18 protein-coding genes and 2 pseudogenes are annotated in these 25,759 nt (G+C 50.6%); 9 read left to right on the plus strand and 11 right to left on the minus strand.

Annotated features, from left to right (window positions below; translation table 11 throughout):
- Nucleotides 1-15: 15 nt before the first annotated feature.
- Complete coding sequence (locus tag AYY17_RS17620; protein ID WP_067405728.1) at nt 16-1,353, plus strand: NCS2 family permease; 1,338 nt, start codon at nt 16-18, stop codon at nt 1,351-1,353.
- Nucleotides 1,354-1,444: 91 nt separating this feature from the next.
- Here the strand turns inward: AYY17_RS17620 and AYY17_RS17625 are convergent, their stop codons facing one another.
- Nucleotides 1,445-2,917: a glycosyltransferase family 39 protein gene (locus AYY17_RS17625; RefSeq protein ID WP_067425952.1), complete on the minus strand. Its 1,473-nt coding sequence runs from the start codon at nt 2,915-2,917 to the stop codon at nt 1,445-1,447.
- Between the two features lie 344 nt (nt 2,918-3,261).
- Between AYY17_RS17625 and yihI the strand changes: the two genes are divergently transcribed.
- The 3 genes from yihI to hemN all read left to right on the plus strand — a co-directional run bounded on the left by yihI (nt 3,262) and on the right by hemN (nt 5,835).
- Complete coding sequence (gene yihI, locus AYY17_RS17630) at nt 3,262-3,765, plus strand: Der GTPase-activating protein YihI (RefSeq protein ID WP_067425955.1); 504 nt, start codon at nt 3,262-3,264, stop codon at nt 3,763-3,765.
- 279 nt (nt 3,766-4,044) lie between these two features.
- Nucleotides 4,045-4,323, plus strand: a complete 279-nt coding sequence (locus tag AYY17_RS17635) for a SemiSWEET family transporter (RefSeq protein ID WP_067405720.1) — start codon at nt 4,045-4,047, stop codon at nt 4,321-4,323.
- A gap of 141 nt (nt 4,324-4,464) precedes the next feature.
- Nucleotides 4,465-5,835: an oxygen-independent coproporphyrinogen III oxidase gene (gene hemN, locus AYY17_RS17640; protein WP_067425958.1), complete on the plus strand. Its 1,371-nt coding sequence runs from the start codon at nt 4,465-4,467 to the stop codon at nt 5,833-5,835.
- On the opposite strand, the gene glnG is transcribed toward hemN, so the two are convergent.
- The 3 genes from glnG to glnA form a co-directional block, all read right to left on the minus strand.
- Complete coding sequence (gene glnG, locus AYY17_RS17645; RefSeq protein ID WP_067425961.1) at nt 5,814-7,289, minus strand: nitrogen regulation protein NR(I); 1,476 nt, start codon at nt 7,287-7,289, stop codon at nt 5,814-5,816. The genes hemN and glnG overlap by 22 nt on opposite strands.
- Nucleotides 7,290-7,313: 24 nt before the next feature.
- The gene (glnL, locus tag AYY17_RS17650; RefSeq protein WP_067425964.1) at nt 7,314-8,363 is read right to left on the minus strand and encodes a nitrogen regulation protein NR(II); all 1,050 of its coding nucleotides are present in this window, start codon (nt 8,361-8,363) and stop codon (nt 7,314-7,316) included.
- 159 nt (nt 8,364-8,522) lie between these two features.
- Nucleotides 8,523-9,932 (minus strand): glutamate--ammonia ligase, encoded by a 1,410-nt coding sequence (glnA, locus tag AYY17_RS17655; protein ID WP_067425967.1) that lies wholly within the window; start codon nt 9,930-9,932, stop codon nt 8,523-8,525.
- A gap of 616 nt (nt 9,933-10,548) precedes the next feature.
- Between glnA and typA the strand changes: the two are divergent.
- The 4 genes and pseudogenes from typA to fabY all read left to right on the plus strand — a co-directional run bounded on the left by typA (nt 10,549) and on the right by fabY (nt 14,713).
- Nucleotides 10,549-12,368 (plus strand): annotated as a pseudogene (gene typA / locus AYY17_RS17665) (translational GTPase TypA).
- Between the two features lie 288 nt (nt 12,369-12,656).
- Nucleotides 12,657-13,274, plus strand: a complete 618-nt coding sequence (gene yihX / locus AYY17_RS17670; RefSeq protein ID WP_067425973.1) for a glucose-1-phosphatase — start codon at nt 12,657-12,659, stop codon at nt 13,272-13,274.
- Nucleotides 13,275-13,306: 32 nt separating this feature from the next.
- The gene (gene dtd, locus AYY17_RS17675) at nt 13,307-13,744 is read left to right on the plus strand and encodes a D-aminoacyl-tRNA deacylase (RefSeq protein WP_067368732.1); all 438 of its coding nucleotides are present in this window, start codon (nt 13,307-13,309) and stop codon (nt 13,742-13,744) included.
- A 50-nt stretch (nt 13,745-13,794) separates the two neighbouring features.
- A pseudogene (gene fabY / locus AYY17_RS17680) lies at nt 13,795-14,713 on the plus strand (fatty acid biosynthesis protein FabY).
- 79 nt (nt 14,714-14,792) lie between these two features.
- Here fabY and AYY17_RS17685 read toward each other — a convergent pair.
- Entirely contained in the window at nt 14,793-16,556 is a 1,764-nt protein-coding gene (locus tag AYY17_RS17685; RefSeq protein ID WP_067425975.1) for an AsmA family protein, read from the minus strand.
- A gap of 131 nt (nt 16,557-16,687) precedes the next feature.
- Nucleotides 16,688-18,073: a uracil-xanthine permease family protein gene (locus AYY17_RS17690; RefSeq protein ID WP_067425978.1), complete on the minus strand. Its 1,386-nt coding sequence runs from the start codon at nt 18,071-18,073 to the stop codon at nt 16,688-16,690.
- Between the two features lie 241 nt (nt 18,074-18,314).
- Between AYY17_RS17690 and gltS the strand changes: the two genes are divergently transcribed.
- Complete coding sequence (gene gltS / locus AYY17_RS17695; RefSeq protein WP_067425981.1) at nt 18,315-19,547, plus strand: sodium/glutamate symporter; 1,233 nt, start codon at nt 18,315-18,317, stop codon at nt 19,545-19,547.
- 179 nt (nt 19,548-19,726) lie between these two features.
- On the opposite strand, the gene recG is transcribed toward gltS, so the two are convergent.
- The 5 genes from recG to gmk are packed head-to-tail and all read right to left on the minus strand — an operon-like array spanning nt 19,727 to nt 25,604.
- Nucleotides 19,727-21,808, minus strand: coding sequence for an ATP-dependent DNA helicase RecG (gene recG, locus AYY17_RS17700; RefSeq protein WP_067425984.1), 2,082 nt, complete (start codon nt 21,806-21,808; stop codon nt 19,727-19,729).
- Between the two features lie 12 nt (nt 21,809-21,820).
- The gene (gene trmH, locus AYY17_RS17705; RefSeq protein ID WP_067425987.1) at nt 21,821-22,525 is read right to left on the minus strand and encodes a tRNA (guanosine(18)-2'-O)-methyltransferase TrmH; all 705 of its coding nucleotides are present in this window, start codon (nt 22,523-22,525) and stop codon (nt 21,821-21,823) included.
- Between the two features lie 2 nt (nt 22,526-22,527).
- The gene (spoT, locus tag AYY17_RS17710; protein ID WP_067425989.1) at nt 22,528-24,633 is read right to left on the minus strand and encodes a bifunctional GTP diphosphokinase/guanosine-3',5'-bis pyrophosphate 3'-pyrophosphohydrolase; all 2,106 of its coding nucleotides are present in this window, start codon (nt 24,631-24,633) and stop codon (nt 22,528-22,530) included.
- Nucleotides 24,634-24,650: 17 nt separating this feature from the next.
- A complete protein-coding gene (gene rpoZ / locus AYY17_RS17715; protein WP_067405681.1) occupies nt 24,651-24,926 on the minus strand; it encodes a DNA-directed RNA polymerase subunit omega in 276 nt (91 codons plus the stop codon).
- A 54-nt stretch (nt 24,927-24,980) separates the two neighbouring features.
- Nucleotides 24,981-25,604, minus strand: coding sequence for a guanylate kinase (gmk, locus tag AYY17_RS17720; RefSeq protein WP_067405678.1), 624 nt, complete (start codon nt 25,602-25,604; stop codon nt 24,981-24,983).
- Nucleotides 25,605-25,759: the final 155 nt, after the last annotated feature.

Here is a 25,759-nt window from a genome sequence, read left to right on the forward strand (position 1 = left end):
CGGGACTCCTTACTCATGACTACTCCGACCTCCGGCACTGATCCTCATCAGAGCCTGCTTCAGCGCGTGTTTAAATTACAGGAACACGGCACAACAGTCCGTACTGAAATCATTGCCGGGCTGACCACATTCCTCACCATGGTGTATATCATCTTCGTTAACCCGCAAATTCTCTCTTTTGCCGGGATGGATATCAAAGCCGTATTTGTCACCACCTGTCTGATTGCCGCTATCGGCAGTATCGGCATGGGATTATTTGCTAATCTGCCGGTTGCTGTTGCACCTGCGATGGGGCTGAATGCCTTTTTCGCTTTTGTGGTGGTCGGCGCGATGCACTATTCATGGGAAGTGGCGATGGGTGCCATTTTCTGGGGCGCGGTCGGGTTATTTATCCTGACATTACTGCGCATCCGTTACTGGCTGATTGCCCATATTCCGCTGAGTCTGCGGGTGGGGATCACCAGCGGTATCGGGCTGTTCATTGCCATGATGGGGCTGAAAAATGCCGGTATTATTGTGGCAAATCCGGACACACTGGTTGCAGTCGGTAACTTCACCTCGCACAGTGTTCTGCTGGGATCGCTGGGCTTCTTTATTATCGCCATTCTGGCCGCACGTAATATTCATGCCGCGGTATTAGTGTCGATTGTGGTGACAACCGTTGCCGGGCTTCTCCTCGGTGACGTCACTTACCAAGGGGTGTTTGATATGCCGCCGAGTATGATGACGGTTGTCGGGCACGTTGATATTATGGGTGCACTGGATTTATCCCTCGCCGGTATTATTTTCTCCTTTATGCTGGTAAACCTGTTTGACTCCTCCGGCACACTGATTGGTGTAACAGACAAAGCCGGGCTGTCTGATGAAAAAGGGCGCTTCCCGAATATGAAAAAAGCGCTCTATGTTGACAGTATCAGCTCTGTGGCAGGCTCTGCGATGGGGACATCATCCGTCACTGCATTTATCGAAAGTACCTCCGGGGTTTCTGTCGGCGGGCGTACCGGACTTACTGCGATTGTGGTTGGTCTGCTGTTCCTGGCGGCTATCTTTATTTCGCCTCTGGCGGCAATGGTGCCGGGTTATGCAACTGCCGGGGCGCTGATTTATGTCGGCGTATTAATGACATCGAGCCTTGTGCGCGTGAACTGGAACGACCTGACAGAATCTGTGCCTGCATTTGTGACCGCCGTGATGATGCCGTTCAGTTTTTCTATCACAGAAGGGATCGCATTAGGCTTTATCGCCTACTGCGCGATGAAATTGGGCTCCGGGCGCTGGCGTGAGCTGAACCTGTGCGTGATTATTGTTTCGCTGATGTTTATTCTCAAGATGGTGTTTGTTGACGCCGCCTGATACCGGCAACAACGTAATTTAAATACAGCGATATAAAAAAAGCCGCATGATGATAATTCACGCGGCTTTTCTTTTTTTTATGACGGCCTGTTTATTGTCCCGGCGGAACAATCGCGAGGCAAACTACCCGCTCTTTTGCACCCGCCTGCGGCTGATAAATAACCTCTCTGCGCTGCGTGATAATAAGATCCGGCCAGTCTTCCAGTGCATTGATAAAGGATTCATCCGCACAGGATTGACCGACTTTCCCGACCAGTAATGCACCGTCGCGGCGGATATCATCACGGGTAACATGCAGATTATAGATATTTGTGGCGCGGTAAATATGACCGTATTCGTTGATCCACGGCTGAATAGTTTCCGGCTGATGTTTGCCGTAAAACGTGATCCACTCATGCAGGTATTCACCACCTGTATATTTCAGCGGATAACCCGTTTCTTTCTCCCACCAGTTTTCTGCTTCGGCGGTGAAGGTTTTCAGTCCGATATTTTTTTGCCCTGCGCCTTTGATATCAAGGCTCATTACCGCTGCATATCCTGCCAGAATCACAACGGCGAATACCATCAGGGCATTCATGATATTTTTCAGCGGCCGGGTTGGCGCTCTGGTAACAGAACAGATCAGTGCCGGGATACTCAGCAGCACAAAGGGCTGTAACCACTCGGTGATCCGTCCGCCTTTATGAAAGGTGAACCAGATCCAGATAAAGATAAGCGGTACCAGAATCAGGATATTTATCAGACGCACCGCCTGATTTTTTGACCATCCGAAACCACCGCCTTTGAATTTGATAATCCCCGCGATAATAATCAGCGGATAAAAGACCATCACCAGCGACCCGGTTGTTTTCAGGGTAAAGCCGGTTTCTATCTGTGAATCGACCCATTTAAAGGCGGCAAAATCATTATTTATCAGCCACACCAGGTTCGGAACAACCAGCGCAAACCAGAGTGCGATAGCGGCATAAAACCAGGGTGAACGGTAGCTTTCACGGACTTTCGGTACAAACAGGGAGAACAGAAATACCATACCGACCAGTGCCAGTGTGGAGTACTTTCCCATGGTTGCCAGCCCGGAACACAGGGCAAATCCTATCCACCATACCGGGTTATCATAAACGGCACGGACAAAAAAGAAGAGCGCCCACGGCCAGAATGCCACCAGGATATAGTTGTCGTTATAGGGAATTAAATCGAAATTAATTATCCCCGACAGGTTCAGTGACAGCAGTGCCAGCCATGCATAATCAAGACGTTGCGTGATACGATACGTCAGATGCCAGACGCCTGCCATCCCCGCCCCGATCCCCGTAAAATGAATAAAATACCAGTAAAAATCAGCGGGGATAAAATCCGGAAAGGTAATCACCGGATACATCAGCATACCGACCAGCCACGGGTTTTTCGGTGATCCCCATTGACCATTTTTTCCCCAGTTGATTGCTTCGACGGCATCATAAGGGACGGTCGGATCCAAATACCAACTGACCATAATCCAGAGTGCGGTATAACCTGCTATCCAAAACCAGAGGGGGCGGTGCGACGTTTGTTGTGAAAAATGCATAATTCTATATCTTGTCTGAAATAAGGGTGGTGATCCCATCGCACCGTTCCCGGCGAAATGATGGATCGTTTTGACGAAAATCAGGGTAAACTAATCGTCAGCGAATCATTGTCATGGCTACAGATAGAAATGTGCCATAAATATACCCTTATTCATTCAAACTGCAGGTTCGTTGGCCGCACTACGCCCGCCGGGTCACATACTGATGTATGCTCCACGGCGGTCGGAGCTTGCCGCCTGCCTGCATCTTGAATGACGTTGGGTATCGTATCGTTTTGTACTGTTCATTCATTTGATGAATGCTAACACATATTAATTTGTTATTTTTTAAGCGAGTAAGGTATATGGCCGCTATTCAGAAAAAACCAGCCCGGTCACGGACAACGAAAAAAAGCCGTGAAGAGCTCAACACGGAAGGCCGTGAACGTAAGCAGCAGAAAAAGCATCGCGGCAATCCATCCGGTGCCCGCCAGCAGGATAATGCCCGCAAAGGTGGTCGTGGTACGGATAATGTCGTCGCTGATCCGCGTATCGGCAGCAAAAAACCGGTTCCGCTTATCGCGGAAGCTAAAACCTCTGCCAAACCTGCTGTGAAAAAACCGGCTGAACCGGCAAAAATCAAATTATCGCCTCAGGATGAACTGACAAAACTCGAGAACGACGAGCGCCTCGATGCGTTACTGTTACGTCTTGAGCAGGACGAAACCCTGACAGCTGATGAAAACGCCTATGTGGATAAGATGCTGGAACGCATTGATACCCTGATGGCGGAGCTCGGTATTTCTCTTGATGAAGATGATGACGAAGAGAAAACCGAAGACATCATGCAGCTCCTGAAAGGACGCTGATCCGTTATTGCGATCATTAGTATCGCGTAACGAATGTAATACAGTATTAGTTAATAACCGGAACGGCAGGTCTTCTTGCGGTTCCGGTTTTCATTTCAGCCTACGCGGGACCGCCATTGTTTGCCTTAATAGCGGATTAAGAGCTTCCGGAAGGGCGGCTATTTACAACACGAGCCATGTTTTTATGTGATGTGAGTGGCAGATACATGACTGAAAGTAATAAATAATTTAGGTTAACAATATAGCATCATACTGATAATGCCTTTTCCGGAGGAATGAGTGAGTGACTCTGAAAGTAAGCCAAACGGGCACAGCCGTTTTATCCGCTATCTGGGCTGGATTGCCACGTTTACTGCATTCTGCATGTATGTCTCTTATATTCCTCAGATTATCGATAATCTTGACGGGCACAAAACCTCGCCGTTACAGCCTCTGGCCGCCGCATTTAACTGCACCTTGTGGGTTATCTACGGTATAAAAGTGAAAGATTTGCCGGTAGCAATCGCCAATGCACCCGGTGTGCTTTTTGGTTTGGTGGCTGCCCTCACTGCACTGTAATGGTGCAACGAAGATCAGACCGTCTGTTGTACTGTCATATGAATCAGCGGGCGGATCCGATAAACTGTATGATTAAATGAGTCCGTCACAGAGCGGAAAACACATTGATGTGATTTTTTAAGGCGAAGCAAAGGGGAGAGCATGTCCGACGCGATCATCTGGGATCTGCCATTGATCCAGAAATATAACTATTCCGGCCCGCGATACACCTCGTATCCCACTGCGCTGGAGTTTAACCAGCAATACAGTGACGGTGATTTTCTCGCCTCGGCAAACCGCTACCCGCAGCGCCCGCTGTCGTTATATGTGCATATTCCGTTCTGCCATAAACTCTGTTATTTCTGCGGCTGTAATAAATTAGTTACCCGGCAGAAACATAAAGCGGATGAATACCTGACAATACTGGAAAAAGAGATAGCGGCCCGCGCAGCACTGTTTGCCGGACGTGATGTGCATCAGATGCATTGGGGCGGTGGTACACCGACCTATCTGGATAAAGCACAGATAAGCCGCCTGACCGGCATGCTGCGCCGGTATTTTCATTTTACGGATAATGCTGAGCTCTCAATTGAAATTGATCCGCGCGAAATTGAATTGGATGTTATTGACCATCTGCGCGCAGAGGGCTTTAACCGTCTGAGTATGGGTGTGCAGGATTTCAATAAAGAGGTTCAGCGCCTGGTCAACCGCGAGCAGGACGAAGCCACTATTTTTGCTCTGGTAGAGCGCGCCCGCGCGACCGGGTTTGACTCCGTCAGTATTGACCTGATTTATGGTTTACCGAAACAGACCCCGGAAAGTTTTGCATTCACGCTGAAACGGGTGGCTGAGCTCTCCCCGGATCGCCTGAGTGTCTTTAACTATGCGCACCTGCCGAATCTGTTTGCCGCCCAGCGGAAAATTAAAGATGACGATTTGCCGTCTGCGGAGCAGAAACTGATTATTCTGCAACAGACTATTGAAAGCCTGACCGGCAGCGGTTATCAGTTTATCGGCATGGATCATTTTGCCAAACCGGAAGATGAGCTGGCGATAGCGCAGAATAACGGGATTTTGCACCGCAACTTCCAGGGCTACACCACTCATGAAGAGTGTGATTTGCTCGGTTTTGGTGTGTCGGCAATCAGTATGCTGGGTGACCATTACGCACAAAACCAGAAAGACCTGAAAACGTATTACGCACAGGTGGAAGAGGGCGGAAACGCACTGTGGCGCGGCCTGGTGCTGACAGACGAAGACTGCCTGCGCCGTGATGTGATTAAGGCACTGATTTGTAATTTCCGTCTGGACTATTCAGAGATTGAATCTCTGTATAACCTCGATTTTAAAGCCCATTTCGCCGAAGATTTGCAATTATTACAGCCAATGGCGGATGACGGTATGGTGGAAATCCTGGATAGTGCCCTGGTGGTCACCCCGCGCGGGCGTTTGCTGATCCGCAATATCTGTATGTGTTTTGATACTTATCTGCGTAATCAGATGCGCCAGCGTCAGTTTTCCCGCGTTATCTGAGACTGGTCCGGGGTTGATGCATCATCATCAATCCCGGCCTCTTTCAGTTTTCTGGTCAGTGTGTTTCTTCCCCAGCCCAGTAACCGGGCGGCATCCTGCTTATGGCCGCCGCTGTGATTCAGTGCGCATTGCAGCAGGGTACGCTCAAACAGCGGCAGTGCTTCTGCCAGCAGATCTGTTTTCCCCGCGCGTAACTGCGCATCGGCCCACAGTGCCAGTTGCTTATCCCATGACTGTGTATAATTTATGGCGTCATAATGAATAGCGCTATTATTTACCTGACTGATATCGGCGGTCAGATCAGCGGGCAAGTCCTGCGGCAACACTTCCTGAGTGGCAGACATCACTGTCAGCCAGCGGCACACATTTTCCAACTGACGGACATTGCCGGACCAGGGCAGATGCATCAGCAGGCTTTCGGTATCCGGATGCAGTATTTTTGCCTCTGTTCCCAACTCTTTCGCTGTTTTTTGCAGGAAATGACGTGTCAGGCGCGGAATATCACCGGGACGTTCCCGCAGCGGCGGCAACTGTACACGGATGACATTCAGGCGGTGAAACAGATCTTCACGGAATTTCCCGCCTGTTACCAGACGTTCCAGATCCTGATGCGTTGCGGCAATAATACGGACATCCACCCGCACCGGCGCATAACCGCCGACACGGTAAAACTGACCTTCTGCCAGCACCCGCAGCAGCCGGGTCTGAATATCCAGCGGCATATCACCAATCTCATCGAGAAACAGTGAGCCGCCGTCAGCCTGCTCAAAACGTCCCTGACGAACCTGGTTTGCCCCTGTGAATGCGCCTTTTTCGTGCCCGAACAGTTCGGATTCGATTAAGTCTTTCGGGATAGCGGCCATATTCAGGGCAATAAACGGCGCATCAGCACGCGGGCTGTGACGATGCAGCGCATGAGCGACCAGCTCTTTTCCGGTTCCCGACTCACCGTTGATAAGCACACTGATTGAAGAACGGGACAGCCTGCCGATAACCCGGTAAACCTCCTGCATCGCCGGGGATTCGCCGATAATATCAGACACCGGATCTGCCGGTTCTTCGCGGCGGGATGGCTGGTGTTGTTCGCGGTGATGCTCCAGCGCACGGGCAACCAGCGTTACGGCATCGTCGATATCAAACGGCTTGGGCAGATAATCAAATGCCCCCCGCTGGTAAGCATTGACGGCGGCATCCAAATCAGAATGGGCGGTCATAATAATCACCGGTAACAACGGGTTATGTTGTTTAATTGCAGAGAGAAGAGAAAAACCGTCCATACCCGGCATCCGGATATCGGAGATAAGCACATCCGGTGACGCGTTCTCCAGGGCGGTAAGCACGCTTTCACCGCTGTCAAAACAGACACATGCATAGCCCGCACTGCTCAGCGCGCGCTCCAGTACCCAGCGGATCGCACTGTCATCATCGACGACCCAAATTTTTCCCGGTTGCATGTGAACCTCCCCTGATAAATGCAGTTACTGACGGATTGGCAAATAAAGTGAAAATAAGGTGTGACCCGGCCAACTGGTAAATTCTATTTTGCCATGGTGTTGATCGGTCAGACTCCGTGCAATGGACAGCCCGAGACCGGAGCCGCCTTCACGCCCGCTGACCATCGGGTAAAACAGGGTATCTCTGATGTGGGCCGGAATGCCCGGTCCGTTGTCTTCAATATCAATGCGGGCTGCCAGCCGGTAGCGTTCGCCGTGCAGCGTTACCTGAAATGCAGTGCGGGTGCGTAATGTGATGGTGCCGCCCGGTGTTTTCAGAGCTTCCAGGGCATTACGCATAATATTGAGGATAACCTGCTCTATCTGGTCGGGATAATGCGATAACTCCGGCAAACTGGGGTCATAATCTTTAATCAGCCGGATGTTTTCCGGTTTTTCCAGATTGATCAGCTGAAATACCCGTTCCGCCACATGGTGAATACTTTGCAGGCTTTTTTGTCCCGGATGCTGGGGACCCAGCAGGCGATCAACCAGTGCCCGCAGACGGTCGGCCTGCTCGATAATCACTTGTGTGTATTCCTGCAGCGCCGGGTCCGGCAATGCGCGGGACAGAAGCTGTGCCGCTCCGCGAAGTCCGCCGAGCGGATTTTTTATCTCATGTGCCAGCCCGCGCACCAAATCTCTTGCGGCTGCCTGTTGCGCCTGTTGCAATTGTTCCTGACTGATACGGCGGTGGCTGTCGAGCGGCGTCAGCTCCAGCAGGATAAAATTACCGGAAACCGGCTGGGCACTCAGAGAGAGGGCGTGCATCTGGTTATTGACGACCAGGGTGACATCGTTATCGGTAAAACTGAGTCCTTCCGCCAGCGTTGCCTGCAATGTGGCGCTGTCGAGCGAAAGATAACTGAATAAGATGGGGAGCGGAGTGCCGGAGAGTTTACGGGTGCTCTGGGCAAACAGCTGCATGGCGGCCTGGTTGGCATAGCGGATAATTAAATCGGTATCCAGTAACAGTACACAATTGATCAGTGAGTTAAGAAGTTGCTCTGCCTGCGGTTTATTATCCCTGTCCATTGTCTCTGCCCCGGTTGCACCACTTTGGTGCATTGTAGCGTATTTACCCCGTAAGAGAAAAGGACCCGCCCAACGGCGGGTCAAGTGCTTCACGGCAACAAAATAAACCGGAGCGTGTCAGTCTGCGTGCCGCTTGAATCATATCCGGCACAGACAGAATTACACGCTGTAATACATATCAAATTCAACCGGATGCGGCGTCATATTCAGGCGCTGAACATCTGCGCGCAGCAGATCGATATAGGTGTTGATTGCATCTTCAGTAAATACACCGCCACGGGTTAAAAATTCGTGATCAGCGGCCAGGGCATCAAGTGCATCACCCAGAGAAGGGGCAACAGTCGGAATTTCTTTCGCTTCTTCCGGCGGCAGGTCATACAGATTTTTATCCATCGCATCGCCCGGATGGATTTTATTGATGATCCCGTCCAGACCGGCCATCAGCTGTGCAGCAAAGGCCAGATACGGGTTTGCGGCAGGATCAGGGAAGCGGACTTCAATACGGCGTGCTTTTGCGCTTGGTACAATCGGAATACGGATAGACGCTGAGCGGTTACGGGCGGAATATGCCAGCATGACCGGAGCTTCGTAGCCCGGAACCAGACGCTTGTATGAGTTGGTCGTCGGGTTGGTAAAGGCATTCAGCGCACGGGCGTGTTTAATGATCCCGCCGATGTAATACAGTGCCATTTCTGACAGACCGGCATATTTGTCACCGGAGAACAGGTTGACGCCGTCTTTAGCCAGAGACATGTGGCAGTGCATACCGGAGCCGTTATCGCCGACCAGCGGTTTTGGCATAAAGGTCGCCGTTTTGCCGTAGCGGTGCGCTACATTCTGGACGACATACTTGTACATCTGCGTTTCGTCAGCTTTGAGCGTCATGGTATTGAAACGGGTCGCAATTTCGTTCTGGCCGGCAGTACCGACTTCGTGGTGATGTGCTTCCACAACCAGACCCATTTCTTCCATTACCAGGCACATTTCAGAACGCAGATCCTGGGAAGAATCAACCGGCGGCAGCGGGAAATAACCGCCTTTCACACGCGGACGATGGCCTTTATTGCCTTCTGCATATTCGGTACCGGTATTCCAGGCTGCTTCAATATCATTAATATGGTAGTAAGCACCGGAAATATCTGCGCCGAAACGGATGTCATCAAACAGGAAAAACTCCGGTTCCGGTCCGAACAGGACGGTATCGGCAATTCCGCTGGTGCGCAGATAATCTTCGGCACGTTTTGAAATAGAGCGCGGGTCACGATCATAACCCTGCATGGTATTCGGTTCTAATACATCACAACGCAGAACCAGTGTCGGCACTTCAAAGAACGGGTCGATCAGGGCAGATTGTGCAATCGGCATCAGCACCATGTCAGATTCATTAATGCCTTTCCAGCCGGCCATAGAGGAACCATCGAACATCTTTCCGTCTTCGAAGAAATCTTCATTTACCTGATGGTAAGGAATGCTCATGTGCTGTTCCTTGCCTTTGGTATCGGTAAAACGTAAGTCCACGAACTTAACGCCGTGCTCTTCCATCATGTTCAGTACATGTTCAACGGACATAGTCAATTCTCCTGGTTTGGGATGACCCGGCAATCTTCAGTTGGTCACCCGGGGGGGACGCTGATTGCGGTTCTCAAATTACCTGATAAATATAAAGCGAAAAGCGTGCCAACTTTTTTGTAACGCCGTAAACCGCCTTACACCAGCATGTTACTCACATAAGGATAGTGGAAACAGACCGGATTGCACTGCTTTGGTGCAGTCGGTGCGGTTACTATCCTATCCGGCTTGCACTATAATGGTGCAAATAAGCAGAATCTCTAAGCTAAAAGAGACATTTTGCTGATATGACACGCTTTTATGCTGATCCCGGTCAGATTCCTGCCCGACTGTCACAAAAAAAGTATCTCTTTTTTCCTGAATAGGTTTATGATAAGTGCCTCTGAATTCGTCGCAGAGCGTGGTATGCGCAGCTTATTTGTAAAAAATGGCAGGATGAATTTTATCTTTTTGTTTTATAAAGATTTATTTTTTAAGTGAGATCTATCACACTTCTTTCACTTGCCTGAGATAACGTGTAAAATACCACCAATCATCTACTCCATAGATGGGCGTTGCTGAAAAGAATGCTATCTGTGACGTAATTCCCATCCATTAACGAAAACGGTACAAGTCTTTGTCTATCGAGAAATTAAGAAATATTGCCATCATCGCTCACGTTGACCATGGCAAAACCACGCTGGTCGATAAATTATTACAGCAGTCCGGTACTTTTGGTGATCGTACCAAACCGGAAGAGCGTGTAATGGACTCCGGCGATCTGGAAAGAGAGCGCGGCATTACTATTTTGGCAAAAAATACCGCGATTACGTGGGAAGACTATCACATCAACATCGTTGACACCCCGGGGCACGCCGATTTCGGTGGTGAAGTAGAACGTGTTATGTCCATGGTTGACAGCGTACTGTTGCTGGTTGATGCAATCGATGGTCCGATGCCGCAGACCCGCTTTGTAACGCAGAAAGCGTTTGCAAACGGCCTGAGCCCTATCGTTGTTATTAACAAAATTGACCGTCCGGGCGCACGTCCTGACTGGGTTATCGACCAGGTCTTTGATCTGTTTGTTAACCTCGGTGCGACTGACGAACAGCTCGACTTCCCGATCATCTACGCATCTGCGCTGATGGGTATCGCGGGAGATGATTACAATGAGATGGCGGAAGACATGACTCCGCTGTACAAAGCCATTGTTAAATACGTTGAGCCACCAAAAGTGGATCTCGACGGTCCGTTCCAGATGCAAATCTCCCAGCTTGATTACAACAACTACCTGGGTGTAATCGGGATTGGTCGTATCAAACGCGGTAAAGTGAAGCCTAACCAGCAGATCACAGTTATTGATTCAGAAGGCAAAACCCGTAACGGTAAAGTCGGTAAAGTTCTGAGCCATCTGGGTCTGGAGCGTATCGAGTCAGAAATCGCTGAAGCGGGTGATATCATCGCGCTGACCGGTCTGGGCGAACTGGGTATCTCCGATACCATCTGTGAAACCAGCTGTGTTGAAGCATTAACGCCACTGGCTGTTGATGAGCCGACCGTAAGCATGTATTTCTGCGTTAACACCTCACCATTCTGCGGTAAAGAAGGTAAGTTTGTAACGTCCCGCCAGATCTTAGACCGTCTGAAGAAAGAGCTGGTTCACAACGTGGCACTGCGTGTCGAAGAGACTGAAGACCCGGATGCATTCCGCGTATCAGGCCGTGGTGAACTGCACTTATCTGTTCTGATTGAAAACATGCGCCGTGAAGGTTTTGAGCTGGCGGTATCCCGTCCGCGCGTTATCTTCCGTGATATCGATGGCCGTAAACAAGAGCCGTTCGAGCAGGTTACTCTGGATATCGAAGAACAGCATCAGGCGATGTCATGCGTGCTCTCGGTGAGCGTAAAGGCGAACTGAGCAACATGATGCCGGATGGTAAAGGCCGCGTACGTTTGGATTACAGCATTCCTAGCCGTGGTCTGATTGGCTTCCGTACTGAATTTATGACAATGACATCCGGTACAGGTTTACTGTACGCAACATTCAGTCACTACGGTGATGTGAAGCAGGGTGAAATTGGTCGTCGTCAGAACGGCGTAATGATCTCTAACGGCCAGGGTAAAGCAGTTGCATACGCACTGTACAGCCTCCAGGATCGCGGTAAATTATTTATCGGTCACGGTACTGAAGTCTATGAAGGTCAGCTCATCGGTATTCACTCACGTTCTAACGACCTGACCGTGAACTGCTTAACCGGTAAAAAACTGACTAACATGCGTGCTTCCGGTACTGATGAAGCAACAACACTGTCTCCGTTCATTGAGAAAACGCTGGAACAGGCGTTAGAATTTATCGATGATGACGAATTAGTGGAAGTAACACCGAAGTCTATCCGTCTTCGTAAGCGTTACCTGACTGAAAACGACCGCAAGCGCGCACACCGCAGCAAAGATTAATCGTCGTTTTTATTCAATGCCACTCAGGGCGCCTTTCGGGCGCCCTGAGCTTTTTCAGGGTACTCCCGCCAGATATTTTGCACATAAATGCATTTCCCGCCGCCGCCTTTCTTGCTATGTTTCATTTTTTCGCCCTGATCACAATACCGTCACAGACTGGTAACGGGTCAGAAATGTGGGCGGAGATCGCAGACATTGATCTTTTTTCTGTCTGAATGTCGTTTTCACTCTGTTCAGCGGGCAGATCTGCGGGTAGAGTAAAAATAATTCATCAACCCGGAGGATGGTATGCTGTATATCTTTGATATGGGCAATGTCATTATTGATATTGATTTCCAACGTGTTTTATCAGTCTGGAGTAATTTAAGCGGTAAGCCGTTATCTGAACTGAATAGTAATTTTATTTCTGGTGAGACATTTAAGCAGCATGAACGCGGCAGAATTTCGGATGTTGAATTTGCCGAAGCAATTAATGATGAACTGGGCATGTCGCTGAGTTTTGATGAGTTTGCCGAAGGCTGGCAGGCTATTTTTATGTCTGTCCGTCCTGATGTCATTGATATCATGAATAGGTTGCGTGAACAGGGACATCGTGTGGTTGTGCTCTCTAATACCAACCGCCTGCATCAGGACTACTGGCCGCAGCACTATCCGGAAATAGCCGCGTCCGCGGATTTCCTTTATTTATCGCAGGATTTAGGGTTACGTAAACCGGATCCGGATATTTATCAGTATGTTCTCGAAAGCGAAGAGTTTGAGGCTCAGGATGCAGTTTTCTTTGATGACATCCGTGAAAACGTGGATGCAGCAGTTGAACTGGGCATCAAAGGTGTGTACGTGGAGGATCGCGACACCGTACGCCGGTATTTTGCAGATCATGATTTCTCTGTTGAAGTCTCTGAATAATAAAATAGTCATTATGTTTGAACGGACGGGACATGATTGCATTAATACAGCGTGTAACCCGCGCAGATGTCCGCATAGCCGGTGATATCGCCGGTGAAATAGGACCGGGACTGTTAGTTCTGCTGGGTGTGGAACGGGACGATGATGAGCAAAAAGCGAAGCGCTTGTGTGACAAAGTAACCGGATACCGGATTTTCAGCGATGCTGACGGGAAAATGAATCTGAACGTGGCGCAGGCCGGAGGTCAGTTGCTGGTGGTTTCACAGTTCACACTGGCGGCAGACACACAAAAAGGTATGCGTCCGGGGTTTTCAGGCGGCGCTGCGCCGGAAAAAGCGAATGTTTTATATGAGTACTTTGTGGCGCAATGCCGCGCGACAGGTATGGTGACAGAAACCGGGCAGTTTGCGGCAGACATGCAGGTCAGCCTGACAAACGATGGTCCGGTCACTTTCTGGCTTCAGGTATGATACAACAGTCTCAGACCGGTCGCCGGTCACTACTGACAGGAGAAAGTGCGATGTATCACTTACGTGTACCAAAAACCGATCAGGAGCTGGAGAGCTATTTTTTTTTTCCGCTGGGAGATGCTGCGTAAACCGCTGAATCAGCCGCAGGGATCGGAGAAAGACGGGTACGAGACACTTGCACACCATCAGATGGTGGTTGATGAAACAGGGCAACCTGTGGCTGCCGGACGTTTGTATATAAATGCAGAAAATGAAGGCGCGATCCGCTTTCTGGCAGTCGATCCGCATTTACAGGGACGTGGGCTGGGTACACTGATCGCGCGTGCGCTGGAATCGGTGGCCCGTCAGGAAGGACTCAAACGGATTGTATGCAGTGCGCGTGAGGAAGCGGTCGCATTTTTTGAAAAATTAGGCTTTGAAAACCGGGGAACGATTACAGGTCCGCAAACGACGCCTGTTCGACATTTTTTTATGATTAAATCCGTTGAAACCCTTGATACGATTTTGCATCGCCCTGACTGGTGCGCTGAATTACAAAAAGCATGGTATGAAACTATTCCGCTGAGTGAAAAAATGGGAATACGTATCGCGCAGTATACCGGGCAGGAATTTATGACGACGATGCCTGAGGGACCGAACCAAAACCTGCATCAGACTATTTTTGCGGGCAGCCAGTTTTCGATGGCGACGCTTACCGGCTGGGGGCTTATCTGGTTGCTGCTTCAGGAAAATGAACTGAACGGCGACATTGTGCTGGTCGATGCGAATATCCGCTACCGTAAGGCTGTGACAGGCCGCCCGCAAGCTATTGCATCCCGCGATAAGCTCAGCGGGGATCTTGACCGCCTGGCGCGCGGGAGCAAGGCCAGACTCAAACTGGACGTGACTGTCGGTCAGGGAAGTGAGGTCGGGGCTGTCTTTACCGGGACTTATATGGTGTTACCCGGTCAGAAACATAGCGCGCAATAGCTGCGGAAACAGGATTTTACTTATCTGTAATCTCAAAAAACAGCACCATAAGGCGCTGTTTTTATATAACTAATCAGTATTACAGAATATCACTGTTCTCAGATGTATCCGGAATAACCCGCTGTACCGGTGGTGCTGACGGGGTATTTTCTGCCGGTGCAGGTGAGTTGCTTATTTGTCCCTGTGTAATCGCCCGGTTTATCTTATTTCCCAGCTTGTCTTGTCCGGAGAGCGAGCCACTCAGCGTATTGCGTACATCATCAGTGCGCAACTGTCCGCTCAGACGCAGTGTGTAATTTGCAGTGCTGTTCAGTGGCGCGGATGCCCATCCCCATTGTGACAGGATCTGACTGTCGGCGCCGGTTGCCTGTAAGTTGAATGTGAACGGCGCAGTACCGGATGGTGTCACCTGAAACTGCATTTTCAGCAGACCGTCACCGGCGGAGGCGGAAAATTGAGTGGTTTCAGCGCCGGTTTCACCTGCGGTGAGTGTCAGGTAAGGACGGTGCAATTCGACGCGGGCAAAGGTGGCGCTGCCCGCGCTGGCAGAAAGCTCGCCATTCCATAATCCCCACTGGCCTGATTTCAGGATCTGCATGGTTTTAATATAACTGTTGACGTTGGTCATCTGGAACGGAAACGCCGGACGGGTATCAATCAGTAACGCATTGGAGACTTTCACATCCTGCACACGGATAGTGTCTATCCCCTGTGGCGCGCTTTCCTGTAACAGGGTGAACCATTGTTCAGGTAAGCTGAAAAGCAGGTTATCCACAACGCCGCTGCTGATATCCAGTGTTCGTGATGTGCGGTTCCAGTCACCGGTGAAGCGCAGAATACTTTTATCATAGCGCCCGCTCAGCCGTTTTACCGCAATGTGGTCACCGGCAAATTCCAGTGTTCCAAGAATATCGGAAAAGTGCTGCCCGCCCAAAGTCAGATCCGCGATACCAACGTCTGCCAATCCGTTATCGGTCTGCCAGCTGCCTTTTGTGTAAGCCAGATTTTTCAGCGTGCCTTCCAGATAATTAACCGCCCACTGATCCCCCTCGAGCTTAATATTTGTCGCGGTAATATTTTTTATCTGAATATCCGGCAGATGCCCGCTGTTTTCTGTCAGCTGTGTCAGGGATAACGGCGTCTGCCAGCGGATGTCATTGAGCAGCAGATTATCAAGCAGCCAACTGCCTTGCGCAGTGCGTTGTCCCGTTGCAGTGATCAGCCCGTTTTCCAGCGTGGCGGTGAGATTATCAAAGGTGAACTGCGCACCGCTGATATTTCCCTGTGTCAGTACGTTTTTCAGCGGCAGACCGTAATAATCCAGACCTTTGGCAGAAAACTGATACTTTCCGTCACCGGTAATGGCGCTGTCTTGTGGCTGCCACGGCGTGATCCCGCCGGTGACACCTTCGGCGGTAATATCCTGATTACCATCAGTACGGCGTACATTTACCTGATTAAGCTGTAACAGCCCGGCACTGACCGGCAGTGTCCGGTTGTCGGCGGCAGTGGAGATCTCAATCTCCCCTTTCTGAATAATTATCCGGGAAAACCAGCCCGGCTCTGTGAAACTGCGCCAATCAAGCGTCAGTTCAATATTTGCGGCTTCCAGCGCCATGTCACCGGAAACGGTACTGATACTGATATCCCGCAGTGACAGCAGAGACGGAGAGGACAGGGAGTGATCGATAGCGGACAGCGATACTTTATAACGGGTATTGTCGCTGATTAGCCCGGCAATCTGGCGCGTACCCCAGGATGTCTGTATCAGGATCCCGGCAGCAACAATGAGTATAATTGCCAGTATTATCAGCCGGAAAACAGTTCGTCCTAACCATTTCATATTTACTCTCTCCGTAGTGCAGCTCGTTGGGCATACTAGCGTGAGGCTATTTACGGTGACAAGGATTATTGCTGTTTTTCTGTGATGAGTGGCACGCGTGACCGTTTCCGGTCACGCAGTCAAACGAGTGATTATTTTTCCGGCGGGAAAACCAGGTTCAGTACAATGGCAGTCAGGCCACCGGCGGCGATCCCGGAAGAGAGCAGTGTTTTCAGCCAGTCCGGTGCAAATTGCAGTATCAGTGGTTGCTGGGAGACACCCATTCCTACCGCCAATGAGAGCGCGATAATCATAATTGCGCGGCGGTTAAGTGTCTCGCGGGAGACAATACGCACGCCTGATGCAGCAATGGTTCCGAACATAACAATAGTTGCGCCGCCGAGTACCGGCTCAGGAATATGCTGCACAAACCCTGCAACTGCCGGGAACAACCCCAGAACAATCAGCATCAGTGCAATCACATAACCGACATAGCGGCTGGCAACCCCGGTCAGCTGGATAACACCGTTATTCTGCCCGAAACAGGAGTTGGGAAAGGTATTGAATACCGCAGAAAGAGCCGAGTTCAGACCATTTGCCAGTACGCCGCCTTTCAGGCGCTTCATATACAGCGGACCGGAAACCGGTTGCTCTGAAACATCTGAAGTCGCCGTAATATCGCCGATAGTTTCCAGTGATGTCACCATAAAAATCAGGATCAGCGGCAGAAGCAGATTCCAGTCTATTGATAAACCATAATAAAGTGGTGCAGGGATAACCAGCAGTTCTTCCGGAAGTTGGGTATGATTATCCGGCAGCATGCCCATCCACCAGGCGGCAAGATAGCCGGCGGCCATCGCGATCACCAGTGAGGCAACCCGCAAATACTGATTTTTCTGGCGGTTCAGCAGCACAATAACGGCAAGGACAATCCCTGCGAGGATCAGGTTACCGGCAGAGCCAAAGGTATTGTCAGACATAGCGGCATAGCCGCCACCGATGGATGTCAGACCAACCTGAATCAGTGACAGACCGATAATCATCACCACCACACCTGACACCAGCGGCGTGATAATTCTGCGGGCAAGGTGCAGAAAGCGGGAGAGAATAACCTCTGTCATTGCCGCCAGCATCAGCGTGCCGAACAGTGCCGCCATCATTCCTTCAGTATCCACACCATTATTTTTCAGTGCCATTCCCCCCATAATCAGCGGAGCGACAAAGTTAAAACTGGTTCCCTGGATAGACAGTAACCCGGAGCCGACCGGTCCCCAGGTCCGGATTTGCAGTAATGACGCCAGCCCGGAGGCAAATAGCGACATACTGATAATGCGCTGGGTATCATGCGCTGAAAGACCGAGTGCCTGTGCGATAAGCAGTCCCGGGGTTATCACAGCAACAAACATGGCCAGCAGATGCTGACTGGCTGCAAACAGTGTTTGTGGCAGAGGCGGGCGATCTTCCAGGTGGTAGATTAGCTCACTATTGGTATTTACCGGGGGAATTACGGTGTTTTTATCAGGTGCAGTACTGTTCATTTAGTGGGGTCCGGGATAAGCAATGGGCGTATTTTAATGATCTGCGCCACAAAAGCAATCGATTGCGTACCGGTGATGTTATTTTTTATAGTGGAATATAATCACACTTTTATTTATTTTAACTTGTCTTTATCATCTTTTTTCCCTTTAATCCGGATACCTGCTTTTCTTCTTGCGTAATAAGGATGTTTTTAGCGCGATTATTGATGTAATAAATACCTACAATAAAAGGGGTACATGAATGTATCAACTCGACGTTTACGGCACGCTTGTAGCGGCCACACTCGTCCTCTTATTAGGACGTAAACTCGTAAAATCAGTACCATTCCTCGAAAAATATACCATTCCTGAACCTGTGGCCGGTGGTCTTCTGGTTGCAATTGTATTACTCGGGTTCAAATCGGGGATGGATCTGGAAGTTAAATTTGATGACTCCCTGAAAGACCCGCTGATGCTGGCATTTTTCGCCACTATCGGGTTAAACGCAAATCTTGCCAGCCTGCGGGCAGGTGGCAAAACGTTATTTATCTTCGTATTAGCTGTTGTGGGTCTGCTTATTGTGCAGAACACGGTCGGTATTTCACTGGCAAAAATGATGGGTCTTGATCCGCTGATTGGTCTGCTTGCAGGCTCGATTACGTTATCCGGCGGACATGGTACGGGTGCGGCGTGGGGTAAAATCTTCACAGACAGCTATGGCTTCAGCAGTGCAACTGAAGTGGCCATTGCCTGTGCAACATTCGGTCTGGTACTCGGTGGTCTGATTGGTGGTCCGGTTGCCCGTTTTCTTATCAAGAAAACAGCAATGAATGATGTAAATCAGCAGGATGATGAAGCACCGAGCGCGTTTGAAAAACCGCAGGCCGGGCGCATGATCACCTCGATGGTATTGCTGGAAACTATTGCACTGATCGCGATTTGTCTGCTGGCGGGTTCGTATCTGTTCGGCGTGTTATCTGACTTCTTCCTCAGCAGAGGATGGAAAGTTCAGATCCCGACATTCGTTTGCGTGCTATTTATCGGCGTTATATTGAGTAACAGCTTGTCATTAATGGGTTTTTACCGCGTATTTGAGCGTGCGGTATCTGTTCTCGGCAACGTCAGCCTGTCGCTTTTCCTGGCAATGGCACTGATGAGCCTGAAACTCTGGGATATAGCCTCACTGGCCGTGCCGATGCTGGTTATCCTGGCGGTACAAACTGTTGTGATGGCGCTGTATGCTATTTTCGTGACTTACCGCGTGATGGGTAAAAACTATGATGCTGCAGTATTAGCAGCGGGTCACTGCGGCTTTGGTATGGGGGCAACGCCAACAGCGATTGCTAACATGCAGGCGGTAACCGATCGTTTCGGACCTTCTCATGTCGCTTTCCTGGTGGTACCAATGGTCGGCGCGTTCTTCCTTGATTTGATTAACGCACTGGTCATTCCGTTCTTCCTGGCATTACCTATCTTCCCGACTGTGGGCGGATAACAGAACGTTATTATTAAAGCAGGTAAGCCATCCGTTCGGGTGGCTTTTTTCATTATACCCTTATTCATTCAAACTGCAGGTGTGTTGGCTACGCTCAGCTAACCGGGTCACATACTAATGTATGCTCCCCGTTTATCTTCCCTTGCCGCCTGCCTGCAACTTGAATGATGTTGGGTATATCAGACGTTTGTATACTGACTGCGTTCCGGCAGCCAGCGTTCGGTCAGGGCTTTTGCCTGTTCCGGGTAATTCTGGTGCAGATGCCGGGCAATACGCTGTACTTCCGGTAACATCGCCTGATCCCGCAGTAAGTCTGCGACTTTAAACTCTGCATTCCCTGTCTGGCGTGTACCGAGTAACTCACCCGGCCCGCGGATTTCAAGGTCTTTCTGTGCGATAACAAACCCGTCATTGCTGTCCCGTAATACCTGAAGACGCAGTTTTGCTGTTTGTGTCAGCGGTGTTTTATACAGCAGTACACAGTGGGATGCAGTTGCTCCCCGCCCGACACGTCCGCGTAACTGATGAAGCTGTGCCAGCCCCAGCCGCTCCGGGTTTTCAATAATCATCAGACTGGCATTCGGGACATCAACACCCACTTCAATCACGGTGGTTGCAACCAGCAAATCTAATTCGCCGGCTTTGAACTGCGCCATGACCGCCTGTTTTTCCGCTGATTTAAGACGCCCGTGAACCAGACCAACCCGCAGACCGGGCAGTGCGGCGGATAAATCATCAAAGGTAACCTGTGCGGCCTGAGCCTCCAGCATCTCTGATTCATCAATCAGTGTGCAGACCCAGTATGCCTGGCGCTGTTCATCCATGCAGGCACTGCGTACCCGTTCAATAATATCGCCCCGGCGGCTGTCCGGGATAGCGACAGTGGTAACCGGTGTTCTGCCGGGCGGTAATTCATCAATGACTGAGGTATCGAGATCAGCATACGCGGTCATTGCCAGCGTGCGGGGGATAGGCGTGGCGGTCATAATCAGCTGATGAGGGTGGAAGCCCTGCTGTTCCCCTTTTTCCCGCAGCGCCAGGCGCTGATGCACCCCGAAGCGGTGCTGCTCATCAATAATGACCAGTGCCAGTGAGTGAAAACGGATATGTTCCTGAAAAATAGCATGTGTGCCGATAACCATTGCGACGTCGCCGGAGGCAATCGCCTCTTCCTGTGCCTGACGGGCTTTACCTTTTTGTTTACCGGCAACCCAGCCGACATTGATCCCCAGCGGCTCCAGCCACTGGCGGAATGTATTGGCATGTTGTTCGGCTAACAGTTCAGTCGGCGCCATCAGTGCAGCCTGATTACCATGCGCAATCGCACGGATGGCCGCCAGTGCGGCGACAACCGTTTTCCCGGAGCCGACATCGCCCTGGATCAGACGCAGCATCGGTACATTTTTTTCCAGATCCTGTTCAATTTCTGTTGTCACACGCTGCTGGGCACGGGTCGGGGTAAAGGGGAGTTGCGCCAGAAACTGATTTTTCAGCGCTTCCTGCGGAGCCAGTGGTTCGGCATGGCAGCGTTGTGCTCCTGCGCGTATTGCCAGCATACTGAGGTGATGCGCCAGCAGTTCTTCCAGCACAATACGTTTCAGTGCCGGATGCTGACCACTTTCCAGCTCTGCAAGTTGTGTATCGGCAGGCGGGCGGTGCAGTGTTTTCAGCGCCTCCGGCAGGCTCATCAGCGGGCGTACCAGTTCCGGGGGTAATAATTCACGGATAGCGCAGGTATCGAGTAATTCCAGCGCCTGATCAAGCAGCTTACGCAGTGTGGCCTGGCGGACACCTTCTGTTGTCGGATAAATCGGGGTAAGAGTTTCCTGCAATGCAACGTCACGATCGTCCCGGCGGATTTTATATTCGGGATGAAAGATTTCCGGTCCGTTTTTTCCGCGCTTTACCTCACCGTAAGCGGTTATCTGCACTCCGGCTGCCAGCGTATTTTTCATTGCAGCAGAAAAATTGAAAAACCGCAGTGTTAGTACCCCGGTGCCGTCACTTATCTGGCAGGTCATCATCCGTTTGCGTCCGAAGACGACATCGGTGCGCAACACTTCGCCGCTGACGGTAGCGTAAAGCCCGGGCAGAAGGTCGGTTATTGAATAGAGACGGGTTTGATCTTCGTAACGCAGCGGGAGATGGAACAGCAGATCCTGAAGAGTATGCAGACCGATACCGGCAAGTTTACCCGCCTGGCTGGCTCCGACGCCATGCAGCGTCGTGAGCGGGATAGCATCAAGCAGTTGGCCTTTCATTCTCTGCTCCGTTTATTGGGTTGAGGCGGATATTTTTTTCTGTTGCATCGCAGCCCACCAACTGTCAGGTGCAATGATATGGCCCTGATCGTCAATCTGCGGGCGGGGAAGTTTCTTCTCAAGCGCAACCTGAGCCAGAACCGGATAGCCGCGCTCAAAGAGCAGGCGCTGCTGTTCATTCTGCGGTAATGCACAGCGCGGATGGGTATATAACCCCGCAGCTTCGCGCTGACGCTGGGCTTCATACAAGATCACGGCGGCAGCAACGGATACATTCAGAGACTGCACCATGCCGGACATCGGGATCATAATATGGGTATCGGCAATATTAATGGCATCAGGTGAAATACCGTACTTTTCTGATCCCATGATAATGCAGGTCGGACGGGTAAAATCGACGGTACGAAAATCCACCGAGCTGTCAGACAGATGGGTTGCCAGGATCTGCATCCCCTGTGATTTCAGCATACCGACAGCATCATTGAGAGTGGCGTGGTTATGGACATTGACCCAGCTGTTACTGCCGGCGGCGGATGAGATCCGGGTTCTGATTTTTTCCGGCCAGATGGCATGTAAATCATGAATACCGACTGCATCGGCACTGCGGATAACCGCAGAGACATTGTGGGGCTTATGAACTTCTTCAAGGCACAGTGTAAGGTCTGGCTGGCGCATCGCCATCATCCGGCAGATGCGCTCATAACGTTGGGGATTCATTCTTAATTCCGGTTGCGGCTGACGCGCAGGACATCCGGCATAATCCGGATCTTACGCATAATATTCGCAAGCTGGATACGGTCTTTTGCTGTCAGCCGGATAAAGGCACAGTATACGCGGCCATCTTTCTCTTCTGTATTCATGCTCTGAATACTTGAGTTCGCATCATTAATTGCTGCTGTCAGATTCGCCAGGGCGCCCTGGTGATTAAACATATCCACTTTGATTTCAGCAATAAAGTCAGTGTCTATATCACTGTCCCACTCAACGGCCATGAATTTTTCCGGTTCTTTTTCATACCCGCGGATATTGCGGCAGGATTCATGGTGAATAACCAGTCCTTTTCCGGGACTGATATGAGCAATGATCGGGTCACCCGGGACAGGACGACAGCATTTTGCAAAGGTGATAAGCACACCATCCGCGCCTTTAATCGGCAGCTTGCGCGATGTGTTCTCATCCGTATTGACATGTGGTTCATTGAGCAGGTTACGGGCAACCACCACACTCATGGTGTTACCCAGACCGATTTCAGCGAGCAGGTCATCCACTGTCGCCAGTTTCATACGTACCAGTTCGCGGGTGATATTTTCCTGCGGCACATCTGTGATTTTTCGTCCGTTACCGAGAGCATGGTTCAGCAGGCGACGGCCCAGATTAACGGAATCATCCCGTTTGAGATTTTTCAGTAACTGGCGGATTTTCGCACGGGCTTTGGAGCTGACGACAAAGTTCAGCCACGCCGCATTCGGACGCGCACCGGGTGCGGTAATAATTTCAACAGTTTGTCCGCTGGTTAATTGCTGAGACAGCGGATATGGCTGGCGGTCAACACGCGCCCCGACACAGGAGTGCCCTATATCAGTATGTACGGCGTAGGCGAAATCCACCGGTGTGGAGCCGGTCGGCAGTTCGACAATGCGTCCTTCCGGGGTGAAGACGTAAATCTCATCCGGGAAGAGATCCGATTTAACACTTTCAATAAATTCAAAGGTGTTACCGGTACTTTGCTGTAATTCGATCAGGCTTTGCATCCAGCGGTGAGCACGTACCTGCGCGGTAGTGCCGGCTTCACCCTGTGCTTTATATGCCCAGTGGGCAGCGACCCCCATTTCCGCCATCTGATCCATATCTTCTGTCCGGATCTGAACTTCCACGGGCACGCCGTGAGGACCTATCAGAGACGTATGTAAGGATTGATAGCCGTTAGCTTTGGGGATAGCAATATAATCTTTGACCCGTCCCGGGCGGGGTTTATACAGGCTGTGAGCCTGACCCAGCACGCGGTAGCAGGTATCCACACTGTTCACGATAACGCGGAAGGCGTAAATATCCATGATGGAGTGAAAACGCTGCTCTTTCAGGTGCATTTTACGGTAAATAGAGTAGAGATGTTTTTCCCGTCCGCTGACCCGGCATGAAATACCGGCTTCTGTCAGACGTCCTTCGATTTCAGATAAAATCTTCTGGATCATCTCTTTGCGGTTGCCGCGGGCGGCTTTTACCACTTCTTTGATGACACGGTAGCGGTTCGGGTAAAGCGCTTCAAATCCCAGCTCCTCAAGCTCCGTCTTGATATGGTGAATACCGAGACGATGAGCCAGAGGACTGTAGATTTCAAGGGTTTCGCTCGCAATGCGGCGGCGCTTATCGGGACGCAGGGAACCGAGCGTGCGCATATTGTGCGTGCGGTCTGCCAGCTTGATGAGGATGACGCGGATGTCTTTTACCATCGCCATCACCATCTTGCGGAAGTTTTCAGCCTGAGCTTCTTTTTTATCGCGGAAGTTCAGTTTATCTAACTTTGAGACTCCCTCCACCAGCCCGGCAACCGTTGTGCCGAACAGTTGTTCGATATCCTGAAATGTTGCAGGCGTATCTTCGATAACGTCGTGCAGCAGTGCTGCCATCAGTGTTTCGAGGTCGAGACGCATCTCAGCCAGGATACAGGCGACAGCAACCGGGTGAGTAATATACGGCTCACCACTGGAGCGGGTCTGCCCTTCGTGAGCATCCCGCGCAACGACAAAGGCTTGTTTTAACAGCGCAATCTGCTCAGAGGGCAGGTAGTCCGTTACAATATGGTTCAGGCTTTCAAACAGGTACAAGGCAGACCTACCTTAACTTAACGACGTCCTTCGGCGATTGCAGAGACAGCTTGCATTTCAGCAGCATCCTGCTCCTGTTGTTCCTGGCGCTCACGGGCATCAAGAATCTGAGCATTAATCAGATTCTCTTCGATTTCGCGCAGGGCGATCACGGTGACTTTATCATTTTCTTCAGGAACCAGCGGTTCTTTTCCGCCTGACTGTAACTGACGTGCACGGCGTGCAGCCACTAATACGAGGTCAAAGCGGTTACCAATTTTTTCTACTGCGTCCTGGACTGTTACGCGTGCCATAAGTGTACTACTCCACAGATAAATAAATGACTCGGCATGATACTGAAAGTTGTATCACTGTGCCAATAATTTGGCGATTAAAGCATCATGTCGCTGAACCTGGCGACCTGAACGAAGTCGTTCAGCACGGATGATCGTTTGCAAATCAGCCAGAGCGACATTGAAATCATCGTTCACAATCAGATAATCGTACTCGCCATAGTGCTGCATTTCATTCACCGCCTGCGCCATGCGTCCGGTAATGATTTCATCACTATCCTGACCACGGCCGCGCAGACGGCGCAGCAACTCATCACGGGACGGCGGCAGAATAAAAATACTGCGGGCTGCCGGCATTTGCTCCCGGATCTGGCGGGCTCCCTGCCAGTCAATATCAAGAAAAACATCAACACCGGAGTTTAGTATATCTTCAACTGTTTTACGGGCAGTACCGTAATAATTACCGAATACACAGGCATGTTCGAGAAACTCACCGTTACCGATCATGCTTTTGAATTCGTCTTCAGCTATAAAGAAATAATGCTCGCCGTGCACTTCGCCCGGGCGGATACCCCGGGTTGTGTGCGAAACAGAAACCTGGGTGTCATACAAAGGCTGTGTTTTCAGTAACGCCTGAATAAGACTTGATTTTCCCGCACCACTCGGCGCAGAGACAATATATAACGTACCTTGGGTCATGTTGATGTCTTGTCTGATTGGAGGTTGAAAAAGCCATGAGGAAATAAATCCCCACATATAGTATACACGCACCCGAAGCGACATGCAGCGTTCCGGTGATTATCCGCTGAAAATTTCTTATTTTTGCGTTCAGATGAACCTGTGTTTACGCTTTT

It is taken from the genome of Morganella psychrotolerans (assembly GCF_001676055.1).
Lineage (GTDB): Bacteria > Pseudomonadota > Gammaproteobacteria > Enterobacterales > Enterobacteriaceae > Morganella > Morganella psychrotolerans_B.

Excerpts from the sequence above, each read along its gene's own strand:
- gltS (WP_067425981.1), top strand. The coding sequence starts at position 18,315 with ATGTATCAACTCGACGTTTACGGCACGCTTGTAGCGGCCACACTCGTC.
- AYY17_RS17625 (WP_067425952.1), bottom strand. The coding sequence starts at position 2,917 with ATGCATTTTTCACAACAAACGTCGCACCGCCCCCTCTGGTTTTGGATA.
- glnA (WP_067425967.1), bottom strand. The coding sequence starts at position 9,932 with ATGTCCGTTGAACATGTACTGAACATGATGGAAGAGCACGGCGTTAAG.
- recG (WP_067425984.1), bottom strand. The coding sequence starts at position 21,808 with ATGAAAGGCCAACTGCTTGATGCTATCCCGCTCACGACGCTGCATGGC.
- AYY17_RS17685 (WP_067425975.1), bottom strand. The coding sequence starts at position 16,556 with ATGAAATGGTTAGGACGAACTGTTTTCCGGCTGATAATACTGGCAATT.
- rpoZ (WP_067405681.1), bottom strand. The coding sequence starts at position 24,926 with ATGGCACGCGTAACAGTCCAGGACGCAGTAGAAAAAATTGGTAACCGC.
- dtd (WP_067368732.1), top strand. The coding sequence starts at position 13,307 with ATGATTGCATTAATACAGCGTGTAACCCGCGCAGATGTCCGCATAGCC.
- glnL (WP_067425964.1), bottom strand. The coding sequence starts at position 8,363 with ATGGACAGGGATAATAAACCGCAGGCAGAGCAACTTCTTAACTCACTG.
- AYY17_RS17690 (WP_067425978.1), bottom strand. The coding sequence starts at position 18,073 with ATGAACAGTACTGCACCTGATAAAAACACCGTAATTCCCCCGGTAAAT.
- yihX (WP_067425973.1), top strand. The coding sequence starts at position 12,657 with ATGCTGTATATCTTTGATATGGGCAATGTCATTATTGATATTGATTTC.
- glnG (WP_067425961.1), bottom strand. The coding sequence starts at position 7,289 with ATGCAACCGGGAAAAATTTGGGTCGTCGATGATGACAGTGCGATCCGC.
- trmH (WP_067425987.1), bottom strand. The coding sequence starts at position 22,525 with ATGAATCCCCAACGTTATGAGCGCATCTGCCGGATGATGGCGATGCGC.
- yihI (WP_067425955.1), top strand. The coding sequence starts at position 3,262 with ATGGCCGCTATTCAGAAAAAACCAGCCCGGTCACGGACAACGAAAAAA.
- gmk (WP_067405678.1), bottom strand. The coding sequence starts at position 25,604 with ATGACCCAAGGTACGTTATATATTGTCTCTGCGCCGAGTGGTGCGGGA.
- AYY17_RS17620 (WP_067405728.1), top strand. The coding sequence starts at position 16 with ATGACTACTCCGACCTCCGGCACTGATCCTCATCAGAGCCTGCTTCAG.
- hemN (WP_067425958.1), top strand. The coding sequence starts at position 4,465 with ATGTCCGACGCGATCATCTGGGATCTGCCATTGATCCAGAAATATAAC.